This window comes from Comamonas sp. Z1 (genome assembly GCF_008121555.1).
Taxonomy (GTDB): Bacteria; Pseudomonadota; Gammaproteobacteria; order Burkholderiales; family Burkholderiaceae_C; genus Comamonas; species Comamonas thiooxydans.
Map to the genome: position 1 here is coordinate 1 of NZ_VOQT01000004.1, position 12,974 is coordinate 12,974.

Here is a 12,974-nt window from a genome sequence, read left to right on the forward strand (position 1 = left end):
GCACTACAACGAGCACCACCCCCATAGCGCCCTGCGGTATCACTCGCCACGCGAGTTCCGCCGAAAGGCCATGGCAACCCGTTAAATTACGTGAGGGTTCCTGTCCTCAAATACGGGGAGCACTCCAAAGTCCCCTCACAGCCTAGCCACTCACTCCCCCGCTCGCTCCCCCCTATACGGCGTAGCGGAAGTGAGGAAGCTTCATGAAATCAAAGACTTCTCGTAGGTTGGCCTCGGTTGGCTCGTCCTCACGCAGCCATCGCACTGATATACCTAGGTACGTTGCCCATGCCACACCATGCTTGAAGCATTGCCAAGAATCATTTTTTGCAGCGATTTCAATGAATTGATTGACGATCTTGTACTGGCTTGAGCCAGCGGAATATTTCGCCATCTCAAAAGCAATTGAAATATGCTCAAAGGCCTCGGAGTCTTGTTCATGTCTATAGTGAAACAGTGCTCGATTCCAATGCACCATCCATTCGATGCAATGGAGTACCCCGTTCTCGCGGATTTCTATTTCATAGGCATCAATCTCTTGCAAAGTTGTGCCACTGCTTTTGCTTAGCTCCATGCCTTTAAAGAGTGCTTCAGCAAAGAAAGGCGGGTTCTTCAACTCGCTTGGGTAGGTTAAAAGGTCTAGGGCAGAGCGAACAGTGTATTCACTGTATTTTTCACATAGTTGCCGAACTTGAGTTTCTGGAATGGAATGGTCTTCAGCTGTTGTGATCAATGCTTGCAACGTTTTTCCACAGTGGGAAGAACGATCAGCGAACCAACGCCAATATCTCTCCGAAAATTTAAACCAAACGGCATCGTGATCATGTTGAGCAATTTTTTCCTGTTCGATGTAATTTTTCGTTGTAGACCGCAAGACTTTCAAATCATTAACTAGCCAATCTTGTTGTCGTTTGAATCGGCTGAGTAGGTCTGTCAATACATCTTTTCCATATGCCTCGTAGACCTGTTTCGCGACATAAGTGCTTAAACGAGCAATAAAAAGCACGTACAGCATGCTCTCTTTTTCTTTGGCTGAAATGGCCCGTGCCGCAGGGCCTTCAGCAACTACAAGGCGATCAATTGATCTTGAAAAATTCCAATGCAGACCTGCCCAAGATGGAAGATTTTGGTTGCGTCGCCAATTGGATGCGTTTTCTAAGTTCTGGCGCATCTCGTCATCACATTCGAGATAAGTCTTTCCAGCACAGTGAAAATGGGTCGGACTAGTTTTGCAGTACGCATAAATCCACTGCATTGCTTTCTCTAGCGGCCAAGTGATTGAATTATCAGAAATCTCTGGAAGATACCAATCTCTTTCGGCTGGGTGTACGAGTCCTTCTGCTGCAATATTGAAGCGAATAAGATGCTTCTGTATTGATAGCGCCAGCCTGGGAACTGCATATGCACTTGCGAACCACCGTAGGCTATCTCGTGGGGATAGATAGGTGCCTTCATCACGGACAACATGGTTGTAAACATCGAGCAGGTCAATGCAACAGTCTCCTACAGCCAAGCCAATTTTTTCGCTTTGAATTGTTCCCGCTAATTCATAGGCTAGAGTACGGATCAATTCACCACAGCGATCTAGCAAGCTTCCTTTTTCATCGGCTAAGCGCTTAAGCTGCTTTTGAATTCTTTTCACATCCTTGTCTGTTAACGCTGTTTTTTCATCTCGTTTTTTAGGAAGAACTCCTGTGGCGTCATAGGCAAATTTGACCAATTGACCAAGAGACGCAAAGCTTGCTTGCATTTTTAAAACCCTGTAGAAGTCTTGGCCCCCTTCCAATACCAAGAAGGGGGCGGTCCCTTTAACGTTGATTCGGGTTCAGTTGCTTACCGCGATTCCCGTGTACTTGGGCATTTGCAGGGTTCGTACCAGGCGTTCCCTTGTTGGGGTTCAGTTGATTGGAGTGATGATCTCTTTGCTGCTGCGTCATAGGTGATTTCGATTGCTTTGCCATAGCTTGCTCCTAAGTGATTAATGAGGTTGCAATCGTATGTGGCAGGGCTTGGGTCCGCATCTGGAAAACTTGCGACGAGATTTTTGGCAAGCGGTTGGTTGTCCGTCACGTCGGTAGGAATGGGCGTCTGCTGCGACGTCCAGGCAAGGGAGTCAGACTATGGCCAAGTATAGAAACAGCACGACGCGGTAGCTCCTGCTGCGGTCGATCAGACGAAATGAAAGGAGTTAGTGTGGAAATTCACCTCATTCGCAGCGAAGCTGATTACAAGGTCCTATTGGCTGAAGTCTCTGCGCTGATTGAGCTTGATCCAGATGCGGACTCTCCTGAAGGCGAGCGTCTTGAGAAGCTGGGCCTTCTGGTCGAAGCGTATGAAGCTAGGCACTATCCCGTTGATGTGCAGTCACCATCAAGACCATCAAACTGCGCATGTAGCAAAGCGAGATGAGTGCGGTGGCCGTGCAGCCTATACCTGCCCACCAAACCGACTGCTGACTAGCCCGCTCCAGACAAACTCATAACAAGCCTTGCCGACTTGCTTCTAACCAAATAAAGGGCGCTTTGGCCTTCAAGTAGTCGGCAGGCAACTGGTGCTCAAGATAGTCTTGGTACCAGCGTGCTCGCATCTCTCGGCATTGAGGGTCATCCAGTCCAAGTCGCTCAATGGTCTCCTCGACTATGCGCATTGGCTTAGCGCCCAATGTCGGATTTGGGTAAATATGGCCTGTTGAAAGCTGCAGCCGGAATAGATCAGAGGCAAGCAAAAAGGGGTCTAGAACACCGTTGTAGTCGCGTTTACGGCTATTCATGGTGGAGCATGCCAAGCGATAGTTGTCCCACTCGTAAGCGAGCCCAGCATTGGCTGATTTCGCGATGAAATGGTCGACGCTTCCGCCTCCCATGACTCGTTCAAAAAAGACACCTACGTACGCGCACACACCTCCATATGCTTGGTGAAGGTCTGTCAAGCAGGCTCGCCAATAGGGCTCAATATTTGCGTTGGGCGGTAACGGCTGATTCAGCAGAAAGCCGTGTTTCTGTAGATAGGCCAAACCTTTCTTGCGTACATCTGCATCGAACGCTGCGGGTGTTGATTTCCAACCAGAATTGACCCACTAGCCCCCGGTGGGGATGCGGACAAAAACTTGGACTACCAGGGGAGGTAGTTCATGTACTCATACGCAGACAGGATTCGTGCAGTTGCGCTTTACATCAAGCTTGGCTTGCGTGTCAGAGCCACCATTCGCCAGTTGGGATACCCAACCAAGAACGCATTGAAAGGCTGGTATCAGCACTACCTGAAGCATCAGGATTTGCCAGCGAGCCAAGCGCCAAGAGCACCGAAATATTCGCTGCAGCAGAGGGAGGTGGCGGTTGCTCATTACCTCGCCCACGATCGCTGTATTGCTGCAACGATGAGGGCTTTGGGTTACCCGGGTCGAGGAACGTTGACTGCGTGGGTTCGGCAAGACTGCCCCGAGACCAGCAAGATAGTAGGCAGGTCTTGGCCGGCTACAAAGCCTGATACTTTGATGTGAATCGCACCGGGTTTGGTGGAGGCTAGTTTGTTGAAGTGCAGGCGTTAGCCTGCACGGTATTGGCAACTTGCCGCCAGTAGTTTGCCTCAGCTTCCGCTGGCGGTATATGCCCTATGGATTCCAGCAATCTGCCGTGGTTAAACCAGTGCACCCATTTCAGTGTTGCTAGTTCCAGTGATTCGCGTGTTTTCCATGGGCCTCGCTTATAGATGACCTCCGTTTTGTACAAACCGTTGATGGTTTCGGCCAAGGCGTTGTCGTAGGAATCTCCAGTGCTACCCACCGAAGGCATCAGGCCAGCTTCCTCTAAACGTTCTGTGTAGCGAATGGAAACGTGCTGACTGCCCCTGTCGGAGTGATGAATGAGCTCCGTGTCACTTGAAGGCCGCCTTGCATACAGCGCCTGCTCCAACGCATCAACCACAAAGTCCGTGCGCATGTGGCTACTGACCCGCCAGCCCAATATGCGGCGTGCATACACATCAATCACAAAGGCCACAAACATCTGCCCTTGCCATGTAGATACATAGGTGAAATCTGCGACCCAAAGTTGGTCAGGCCGGTGGGCTTTGAACTGCCGGTTGACGAGGTCTAGCGGGCATGGCCTGGTTGTGTCTGGACGGGTTGTGCGCACCTTCTTGCCACGCCTTGCGCCTTCCAGGCCCAGCTTGCGCATCAGGCGTTGCACTGTGCAGCGGGCAATGGGTAAGCCTTCTCGGTGCATCTGCTTCCAGACTTTGACGACGCCATACACCTGCCAATTGGCGTGCCACACCCGTTGAATATGACTGCAACGTTCTTCATCTGATTGGCTGCGCTTGCAGCGCAGCCAATGGCAGTTTCTTTGTTGAACCCTGCGCCTGTAGCCCGATGGGGCAATTTGCAGCAACCTGCAAATTGGCTCGACCCCATAGGCATCACGATACTGGTCTACAAAGTCAATTAACTCTTGATGCGACGGTCCAGCTCCGCCTGTGCAAAAAAAGCGCTCGCAGTCTTGAGGATGTCATTGGCTCGGCGCAGTTCCTTGTTCTCTCGCTCCAGTTGCTTGAGCCGCTCACGTTCATCCGTGGTCAATCCTGGTCGTTGGCCTGCATCTATTTCTTTGCGCTGCACCCATCCATGCAAGGTGCTTACCGAGCAGCCAATCTTGGGGGCTATTGATTCACATGCACCCCACAGTGATGCGTAATCCGCTTGGCATTCCTGCACCAAACGTACGGCACGTTCACGTACCTCTGGGCTAAAACGAGCAGCTTTAGTGTTCATGACTCAATCCTCTCAGGAGTTGAGCCTCCACGGAAGCCGGTGTGATTCATCTGGCAGATTCACCATTGTCACGCCAATGGCTAGCGTACCCAACACTACCGCAGCGCGCAGCCAATGCAACCAGCGCATTGTTGAGGAGTACCGGCTCGGATGGGAAGTCGTGGTGGGGCTCATGAAATTCTGGGTAAATGTGAGTTGGAAAACTTCCGCTCAGCGTCGAGAGACTTAAATATGCACTTGGGTCTTGGTGGCAGCATTCCTGGTAGACCTCAGATGAAGCACCTCCAAGCCTTCCAGGATCCTAGAGGCATCTCTCAAATGGTCGACAGCAGGCTCCCACTCTGGTGGAGCGTTCAAGACTTCCGAGGCTGGCGTATGGGATGCAACCGAAGACTTCTCACCAGCAAGACATGCGCACCGTGAAGCCACATCAACAAGGCAATCAGCCAATCCTTCTGGTGCAGACTCCACATTCTTGCGCATCACATCCGAGAATGCCTCTCCAAACAGCAAAGAGGATGCATAGAGGCGAATTGCTGCTCGGTCATAACGTGCGGCCATCTCAACGACTGAACGCTTGGCGAGCCGACCTCGGAGGGACCAACGGGCCTCATACCTCGCGGAGTCGATGCCCGCACTGAGCGCGATGAGACTGGCATGCGCTGCAGAGAAACGATTCAACGCAGATATCGCTTTGTGGGTGTTTTGATGCTTCAAAGCCTCAACGCAATCCTCAAATGAGCGGCTCAGGCCTCGAAACAAGTCAGTGGCGGCCACATCAATTTGTCTCACAGGATTGGGAGTCAACAGCACCTGGCTAAAAAAGAGGCCAACTGTCACACCGACGACCACATCTTCCAACCTGACCAGACCAGCGCTATGTGGCCCAAGAGCAAGAACGAGAACAGCTGAGCATCCGGCCTGAATCGCTACAACAGCTGCTTGGCCAAAGGCCGCAGCAATTAGGATTGAGAAGAACGTCGCAACAGTCAAACGCAGCAGTGACAAGCCATCGGGGACCAACAGGCCTTCAGGAAGTAAGAAAAATGCGGCTTCACCAATAACGATACCTGTAGCAACACCAAGCATCAGCCCTACTGCTTGCTTACCATGACTAGGCAACCCAGGAGATAAACAAACAATGGCTGTTACGGCTGCGAACACGGGATGGGGATGACCGAATAACCAAATCGCCAGCACCCACGCGATTCCCGCTGCGATAGCGGAAACCGCCGCATCTCGCCAAGCTTGAGCGAAGCGATTATTTAAAGTTGACCGAACAATGCTGAACACCAAAGAGCCTTTTTTGCTAACCGCAAAGATACACATTGGCTATTAGTGTATCGACGCCAATACTTCTTCTTAAGCAACCCATCACAGCACAGCTAAGAGTTGACCCGTATGGATTCGGAGCGACGTGCAGCAAACGAGGCCAAATTTTTTCGCAAAAATAACTGCATAAAGAGTGGCGGATGCCGTGCTTGCGGATGTGCAGAATGGCCGCACACATCAGAGGTGTCGAAGCGTCGTATGCAGATACATACAGGAACATCCTATCGGTAGAGGCAGCCAAGATGATTGTAAAGGCAGGCAAGCCGAATCTGCTACTGGACGACGCACCACGACCAGAGTGGACCTGGAAGTGGCAGCATTCCTACAACGGGGCAAGCGACAAGAGACCGGATGTTCTCTTCTTGTTCAATACGTCGACGGTAGAGGCCATGCATATGTGTGTGACTTCAGCGAAATGGGGTCTATGACCTGTGACCAGTCTTTATTGATGCCCAAAGCCGCCGTGAACTACCAGCAGAACGTGCTAAATGCGTGGCAGAAAATCGACGACGCTCTGAGCGCCTGCGCCGCCGAGCAGCATCAAGCCCAGCACCTGCAGGCGCATGTGCGCAACGTCTACCAACTAGCGTAGGCGCGCTACAAAGGCGGCGCCGCCGACTACACCGTAATGCTCGACAGCCAGCGTGGCTACCTGCAGGCGCGCACCGACCTTGCGGCCAGCGAGTGGCGCCTGGGCACCCGTTTTGTGATGATCAACAAGGTGATTGACAATGTATCCCTGCCACGAGACAGCATGGCGAAATGACGTGCCTCGTGCAGGCACATGCGCATGCAGCCGTGCTCTTAGGCTAAAAGAATATTGATAAAACGGCCTTTAGATCTTATCTGACAAGCGCTGTCAGCTATCGAAATAAATTATGGTTGCTGCGGCATGCCAAAGCTTTATCAAAGGTTCGAGTGCAAGAATAAAAAATTACCTTTCGCCTTGATTCAACAGTAATTTCGAATGCACGCTGTGACGCACCTGTGTTGATAGTGGCGACGTAAGCACCCGCTGAATATGGAGTGACCGCAAGATGAAGAGGATCATTGGGGTGTTCTGGTCTTTTGCTCTGTCATTAAGTGTCTTGTGGCTTTTTGCCGACACGCTTTGGCCTGCACAGCCCAGCTACTTCGCCTTGCGAACTGTGTGGATTCAATATAGCGGTGTTCTAGCTATCTGCGCGATGTCGGTGGCGATGGTGCTGGCCACACATCCTGCATGGCTGGAGCCCCGCCTGAACGGACTGGACAAGATGTACCGCCTGCACAAGTGGCTGGGCATTGCCGCGTTGGCAACTGCCACGGTGCATTGGCTGTGGGTACAGGGCACCAAATGGGCCGTGGGCTGGGGCTGGCTGACGCGCCCAGCGCGCAAGCCCCGCTTGGCGGGTGATACACCAGGCGCCGATTGAATCGGCGCTGCGCGGCTGGCGCGGGCTGGCGGAGAATCTGGGCGAGTGGGCCTTCTATGTCGTCGCGGTGCTGCTGGTTCTCGCCTTGGTCAAGCGCTTTCCTTACCGGCGGTTCACCAAGACGCACCACTGGATCGCGGTCGTCTACTTGGTGTTGGCCTTCCACTCCGTGGTGCTGGTGCAATTTTCCTGCTGGGCGCAGCCCGTGGGCTGGGCTTTGGCCGTGCTGCTGGCAAGCGGCGCGATGTCGGCGGCGTGGATGCTGCTGGGCCGCGTAGATGCGAAGCGCACCACGTACAGGATCATCGAGTCGCTGCAATGGAAGGACACAAGCGTCTGGTTCTGCGGCCCCACCGCCTTTGGCCGCGCGCTGCGCGTCGATCTGCTGGACCAAGGGCTGGCACCAGAGGCATTCCATCAGGAGTTTTTCGAGATGCGCTAATGCGCAGAATGGGTTCCCATGCAAGAAATGATTTCACGATATAGGGCTGCTTTGGAAGAAAACAAATGCGCGTATTGATCGTCGAAGACTCGCAAACGCTGACCGAAGCCCTGAGCCAGAGCCTTCAGTCGGAAGGTTATGCCTGCGATACAGCAGCCGATGGCGTGTCCGCGCTGATGTATCTTGCCCGCTACCGGTACGACGCCATCATTCTGGACTTGATGCTGCCCCGGCTGGACGGCTTTGGAGTGTTACGCGCATTGAGCCGGGAGGCCCATGCCGCACCGGTGTTGGTGCTCTCCGCGCGCGAACTGCTCGACGACCGGGTGCGGGCCTTGGATGCGGGTGCCGATGACTACCTGACAAAACCCTTTGAGCTGGCCGAGCTGCTGGCTCGCCTGCGGGCGCTGGTGCGGCGACCGCCGCAACGGGACGTTCCAGTTCTGCGCCACGGCGATTTGGAGGTCGATCCGCGCTCGCGCACCGCGAGGTTCAAGTGCATGGATCTTGGGCTCACGCCGAAGGAATATGGACTGCTCGACTTGCTGCTGCGTCGGCGCGGCGTCACTTTGTCGCGCCCGCAGATTTTTGAACATTTGTACGACAGCCGCAGCGATGCATCGGACAAGGTGGTAGAGGTGATCGTCAGCACCTTGCGAACCAAGCTTGCCCAGTGCGGCCTGGATGAACTGATCGTGACACGCCGTGGCTTCGGCTACATCCTGCCCTGAACGATGGTACGTCCCGATTCCGAAGCCCTTTCTGATGCGAGTCAAGGCGGATCCTGGTCCTTGCAGCGGCGGCTGGCTGCCAGCTTGGTGATCTGCATTGGAGGAACCTTCGCGATCCTGTTTCCCGTCCTCGACTACTGGATTGACCACGAAATCTACCGACGGATGGACACCACCCTGATGCAACGATCAGCGGCGGTGGGGCGCGTGCTGCAGGAGTTGGATGCGCGACAGCTCGAAAGCCTCATGCCGGAATACGAGCCTAGCGGGCATACCGAGTTCTTCACGGTCTTTGATTCGCAGACTCACCGGACCTTGCTGCGTTCGCCCAGCAGTGCAGGCGCCGAGCTATCGCTTGGCCCGGCAGAGCAAGGCACCCCACGCTATTACGACGTGACACTCCCGGATGGCCACGCAGGCCGCGCGCTGGCGACGCGCGTACCGGTGGGCGGTGAGGAATCTCGATTACTGGTTGTGGCGACAGAACGCCGGGATTGGGATCTAACCGAGCGGCGCATCCACTTTGCACTCTTGGGCGGTATCGTGCTGGCGACGCTCCTGGCGACAGGTTTGGCACTGCTCATGGTGCGTCGCATCGTGGTCATGCTGGAGCGGGTTGGCGTGCAACTGGCCGATCTGCGTTCGGATCAGCCGATTGCGCGGATCGGGGCGGACTTTCCCCGCGAGCTGCGTCCGTTTGCCCAGGCTTTCAATCACGGGTTGCATCACCTGTATACGGCCATTGCCCGCGAGCGTCGTTTCTCTCGCGATGTAGCCCACGAACTGCGCACGCCTCTGGCGGAAATCCGCATCAGCGCAGAAAGCGCTTTGATCGATGCCGACCCGGCCCGAATCCAGCGCGCCCTGAATGCAATGATCCAGGCCAGTTCACGCATGCAGCGCAGTGTGGACACTCTGCTGTTGTTGGCGCGTCTTGAGTCCGGCCAACACACACTGGCGCTGGATCCTCTGGATCTGACAGCTTTGCTGCAAGAGTTGCTGGCGGGACTCAACTTCCAGAAAATGGCACCCAAGTCACCCATCCGCGTGACTTTGCCTGAATCAGCATGGGTGCAAAGTGATCAGGGCGTGATCGAACGCATCCTCTCCAACCTCTTGCGCAATGCCATTGAATACGCGCCCGAAGGCGACGACATTCAATGTAGGTTGGAGCTCGAGGCATCCGGCTGGATGTTAACCATCGTCAACACAGCTCCCAATTTGCAGGCATCCGATCTAGATCAATTCGGCCTTCGCTTCTGGCGCAAGGATTCCGAAGGTGGCACGGCGCACCATGCTGGGCTGGGACTTGCACTGGCCCTGGCTCTCGCGCATGCCATAGACCTGCCGCTGGCGTTCTCACTGGACAACGGTCGGCTGTCCGCGCGGCTTGGCCCTTGGCCACCGCTGCTCTGACATTGACACAGATCTACACCGCAGTGCCGAACATGGCTCCCACGCCCGCTGTCACCGCCATGGCAAATGTGCCCCAGAACGCGACGCGCAGCGCACTTTTGAAGAGCGGCGTACCACCCACGGCAGCAGCCGCAGCACCGAGCAGGGCCAGGAAGACAATCGCCGTCGCGACGATCCAATAGAGCAGGCTCTGCTCCGGCGCCAACAGAACCACGGCCAGCGGCATGGCCGCACCCACGGCGAAGCTTCCAGCGGACGCCATGGCGGCTTGCAGCGGGCGAGCGCTCAAGGTTTCAGAAATGCCCAATTCATCGCGCGCGTGCGCGCCCAGCGCATCATGCGCCATCAATTGCGTGGCGACCTGATCCGCGAGTCGATGATCCAGGCCACGCCGAACATAGATGGCCGTGAGTTCGCGATGTTCGGCTTCCGGACTGTTCTTCAGTTCATCACGTTCCCGCGCCAGATCCGCCTTCTCCGTATCAGCTTGTGAATAGACCGATACGAATTCGCCTGCAGCCATGGACATGGCACCGGCTACCAACCCCGCGATGGCCGTGGTCATGATGCTGGCATGGCTTGCATGGGCCGCAGCCACGCCTGCAACTAGGCTGGCCGTGGAAATGATGCCGTCATTGGCACCCAGAACAGCTGCGCGTAGCCATCCGATATGTTCAGTGCGATGACTTTCAGGGTGAGCGCGATGATGAAATTTTGTCATTGAAAAATCAAATCCATGTGAAGCAGCCCAAGGCCAGCAGTTCAGGTGCGATGACCGGGAAGCATGCGAACCAGTGTGTTGTCACGCATGACGTAGTGGTGCAACAGCGCCGCCATCGCATGCAATCCGATCAAGACATAGCCCAATGTCGCCAGCGCCTCATGGACATCCTTGAGTTGGCGCGACAAAGCAACGTCGGTGCCGATCAGAGAGGGAACGGGCAAGCCAAACAGAACAATCGGCTTGCCCGCCGCACTCAAGGTGAGCCATCCGAGCAGCGGCATGGCGAGCATGAAGCTGTAGAGCGCATAGTGCATGCCATCGGCGAGCGTGGCCTGCCAGCGTGGCATGGGTGGTTGGATCGCGGGCTTCACGCCCGCCTGGATGCGCACCCCGATACGGATCACGACGATCACCAGAACGCTGAGGCCCAGCAGGTAGTGCAAGGACTTCATGGCGTCTCTCAAGGCTCCCTTGGGTGCCAGTCCGCGCAATTCCATGCTCGCATAGACCGCAATGATGAGAATCACGGTCAGCCAGTGCAAGCCTATGACCAAGGGACTGAAACGGTATTCGGAATTCTTGATGTCCATGGCGCATGGCCCCGATGTTTGAGATGGCAAAAAAGCGAACCGCTGGCTATCCTGGCTATCGGATCAAGTGACTGAGAAGTCAACTTACCGGCAGCTTGTGGCTCAAGACAAGCGGTTTTTTTCTGAATAGATCGTACAGAGAAAATTTCGCTTTCTCCAAAGCTTTCTCAAAGCTTCACCGAAGAACATGAGCTGATCTTTACAAGAGATCGACCGCATGTTTCGCCTCATTAACCTCGCGCACCGCTTCATATGCGACGAATTTTCAATTCGCGCTGTGTGCTCTCTACTCTGCTCTACGTCATTTGGGGCGGCACAAGCATGAGCTTCCCGACCTTGAAAGCGGCGGGCACCTCCAGCCGAACCAAGACCCTGGCCCTGTCCGCCATCGGTGTGACGGCTCTGGCTACCGCAGGGTACGGCTGGTGGGCTTGGACAACGCAGCAGACAACCGTAGCCGATAAAGACGCGAGCGAGGCTGTCGCCCAACCGAACGCTGGCGGCGTTCGCCTCAACGCCTCTCAGCTTCGTGCGCAGGGTGTGGAAACCGCACTCGTCAAGGATGCCGCAGTGATACCGCTGGATGGCTTACCCGCCCAGACGGTGGCACCACTCTCGACCAGCGCGCAGGTCGTGGCGCCATATGGCGGTGTGGTGACGCGCGTTCTGGTCGATGAAGGCGCCTCAGTGCGCCAAGGACAGGCGCTGGCGCGCATCCAGAGCAAGGACGTTCTGACGTTACAGGCTGATCTGGCGCGTGCTCGCACCGAAGCGGCGGTAGCCGCGGCGCAGGCCCGGCGCGATGCCGCGCTCTTGGCCGAGGGCATCATCCCAGCCACGCGCAACGAGCAAACCCAGGCGCGCGCGGCGGCTGCGCAAAGTACGTTGCAAGAGGCCAATGGCGCTCTTGCGCGGCTTCGACCCGTTAGCGGCGGGCAGGCCGGCGAGTATGAATTGCTGGCGCCTTTGTCCGGGCGGGTGATGCGTCGTCACCTGAGCCTCGGGCAGGCGGTCGCGCCGCTCGACATCGCCTTCATAGTGGCTCAGCCTGGCCCGCTGGATGTCAGCGTCGCGGTTCCGCTGCGCTGGCGCTCGGATCTCCACCCCGGCTTGGAAGTACGTCTTCCCGATGGCACGACCGCTCGCGTGACGGCTGTTGGTGGCGACACTGACCTCAGTAGCCAGAGCCTGCGGGTACGTGCCCGCGTCGATGCCGATCAGGCAGGGGCAGACCGCTATGCGGCCGGGCAGCAGATCAGTGTCGCGCTGTTGCTGCCAGCATCGCAGGGCACCTTGAGCGTGCCAACGTCCGCACTGCTGCCAGCGGGCAGCGGCCACGTGCTCTACGTTGCGGAACCGACATCGCAAGACAAGCAAGGCGACCTGCGCGTCCGCGCCGTTCCAGTGCAACTGCTGGGGCAAGACGAATCAGAGGCGTCAAGCGCCGTGCGTGCCGTCTCGCCAGACACTGCGCCGCTTGCGGCAGGCATGCAGGTCGTCGTGCGCGGTACGGCACTGCTCAAATCCATGATTCCATTGCAATGAGGGGCGACCAC

Annotated in this window: 14 protein-coding genes, 1 pseudogene and 1 other annotated feature; of the genes and pseudogenes, 9 read left to right on the plus strand and 6 right to left on the minus strand. The window is 56.0% G+C overall.

All coding sequences use genetic code 11. The features are described 5' to 3' along the window. Positions 1-172: 172 nt before the first annotated feature. Positions 173-1,750 carry a hypothetical protein gene (locus FSY45_RS08905; RefSeq protein WP_148748046.1) on the minus strand — a complete coding sequence of 526 codons (1,578 nt, stop codon included), beginning with the start codon at positions 1,748-1,750 and terminating at the stop codon, positions 173-175. Positions 1,751-2,193: 443 nt separating this feature from the next. Here FSY45_RS08905 and FSY45_RS08910 point away from each other — a divergent pair, with 443 nt between their 5' ends. Next, positions 2,194-2,409 carry a hypothetical protein gene (locus tag FSY45_RS08910; protein WP_148748047.1) on the plus strand — a complete coding sequence of 72 codons (216 nt, stop codon included), beginning with the start codon at positions 2,194-2,196 and terminating at the stop codon, positions 2,407-2,409. A gap of 67 nt (positions 2,410-2,476) precedes the next feature. Here FSY45_RS08910 and FSY45_RS08915 read toward each other — a convergent pair whose 3' ends face one another. Then, on the minus strand, positions 2,477-2,929 hold the full coding sequence (locus FSY45_RS08915; protein WP_222864858.1) for a hypothetical protein: 453 nt from the start codon (positions 2,927-2,929) through the stop codon (positions 2,477-2,479). Between the two features lie 201 nt (positions 2,930-3,130). On the opposite strand from FSY45_RS08915, the pseudogene FSY45_RS08920 reads away from it, so the two are divergent. Then, positions 3,131-3,493: pseudogene (locus FSY45_RS08920) on the plus strand (IS3 family transposase); the annotation flags it as partial. Positions 3,494-3,521: 28 nt separating this feature from the next. Here the strand turns inward: FSY45_RS08920 and FSY45_RS08925 are convergent. Next, positions 3,522-4,768, minus strand: a protein-coding gene (locus FSY45_RS08925) for an IS3 family transposase (protein WP_148748048.1) whose coding sequence is annotated in 2 segments (ribosomal slippage) — positions 3,522-4,486 and positions 4,486-4,768 — 1,248 coding nt in all. Because the reading frame shifts where the segments join, the coding sequence is not laid out codon by codon here. Beyond that, positions 4,371-4,487: a sequence feature (AL1L pseudoknot), on the minus strand. It overlaps the preceding gene by 117 nt. Positions 4,769-4,993: 225 nt before the next feature. Further along, complete coding sequence (locus FSY45_RS08930) at positions 4,994-6,061, minus strand: aromatic acid exporter family protein (protein WP_255443301.1); 1,068 nt, start codon at positions 6,059-6,061, stop codon at positions 4,994-4,996. A gap of 487 nt (positions 6,062-6,548) precedes the next feature. Between FSY45_RS08930 and FSY45_RS27805 the strand changes: the two genes are divergently transcribed. The 6 genes from FSY45_RS27805 (at position 6,549) to FSY45_RS08945 (ending at position 10,104) form a co-directional block, all read left to right on the plus strand. Continuing rightward, positions 6,549-6,692 (plus strand): hypothetical protein, encoded by a 144-nt coding sequence (locus tag FSY45_RS27805; RefSeq protein WP_187427547.1) that lies wholly within the window; start codon positions 6,549-6,551, stop codon positions 6,690-6,692. A gap of 36 nt (positions 6,693-6,728) precedes the next feature. Beyond that, positions 6,729-6,866 (plus strand): hypothetical protein, encoded by a 138-nt coding sequence (locus tag FSY45_RS27810; protein ID WP_187427548.1) that lies wholly within the window; start codon positions 6,729-6,731, stop codon positions 6,864-6,866. Between the two features lie 271 nt (positions 6,867-7,137). After that, positions 7,138-7,515, plus strand: a complete 378-nt coding sequence (locus tag FSY45_RS28215; RefSeq protein WP_255443283.1) for a ferric reductase-like transmembrane domain-containing protein — start codon at positions 7,138-7,140, stop codon at positions 7,513-7,515. Then, positions 7,493-7,957: a hypothetical protein gene (locus tag FSY45_RS28220; RefSeq protein WP_255443284.1), complete on the plus strand. Its 465-nt coding sequence runs from the start codon at positions 7,493-7,495 to the stop codon at positions 7,955-7,957. The genes FSY45_RS28215 and FSY45_RS28220 overlap by 23 nt, the downstream gene beginning before the upstream one ends. A 65-nt stretch (positions 7,958-8,022) precedes the next feature. Then, on the plus strand, positions 8,023-8,688 hold the full coding sequence (locus FSY45_RS08940) for a response regulator transcription factor (protein WP_148748050.1): 666 nt from the start codon (positions 8,023-8,025) through the stop codon (positions 8,686-8,688). Between the two features lie 3 nt (positions 8,689-8,691). Continuing rightward, positions 8,692-10,104 carry a HAMP domain-containing sensor histidine kinase gene (locus tag FSY45_RS08945; RefSeq protein ID WP_148748051.1) on the plus strand — a complete coding sequence of 471 codons (1,413 nt, stop codon included), beginning with the start codon at positions 8,692-8,694 and terminating at the stop codon, positions 10,102-10,104. 13 nt (positions 10,105-10,117) lie between these two features. On the opposite strand, the gene FSY45_RS08950 is transcribed toward FSY45_RS08945, so the two are convergent. Together FSY45_RS08950 and FSY45_RS08955 are read right to left on the minus strand one after the other, a co-directional pair. After that, a complete protein-coding gene (locus FSY45_RS08950; protein WP_021028154.1) occupies positions 10,118-10,825 on the minus strand; it encodes a VIT family protein in 708 nt (235 codons plus the stop codon). Between the two features lie 41 nt (positions 10,826-10,866). Then, positions 10,867-11,418 (minus strand): cytochrome b, encoded by a 552-nt coding sequence (locus tag FSY45_RS08955; RefSeq protein ID WP_033460303.1) that lies wholly within the window; start codon positions 11,416-11,418, stop codon positions 10,867-10,869. Between the two features lie 540 nt (positions 11,419-11,958). Here FSY45_RS08955 and FSY45_RS08960 point away from each other — a divergent pair. Beyond that, positions 11,959-12,963 carry an efflux RND transporter periplasmic adaptor subunit gene (locus FSY45_RS08960; RefSeq protein ID WP_255443285.1) on the plus strand — a complete coding sequence of 335 codons (1,005 nt, stop codon included), beginning with the start codon at positions 11,959-11,961 and terminating at the stop codon, positions 12,961-12,963. Positions 12,964-12,974: the final 11 nt, after the last annotated feature.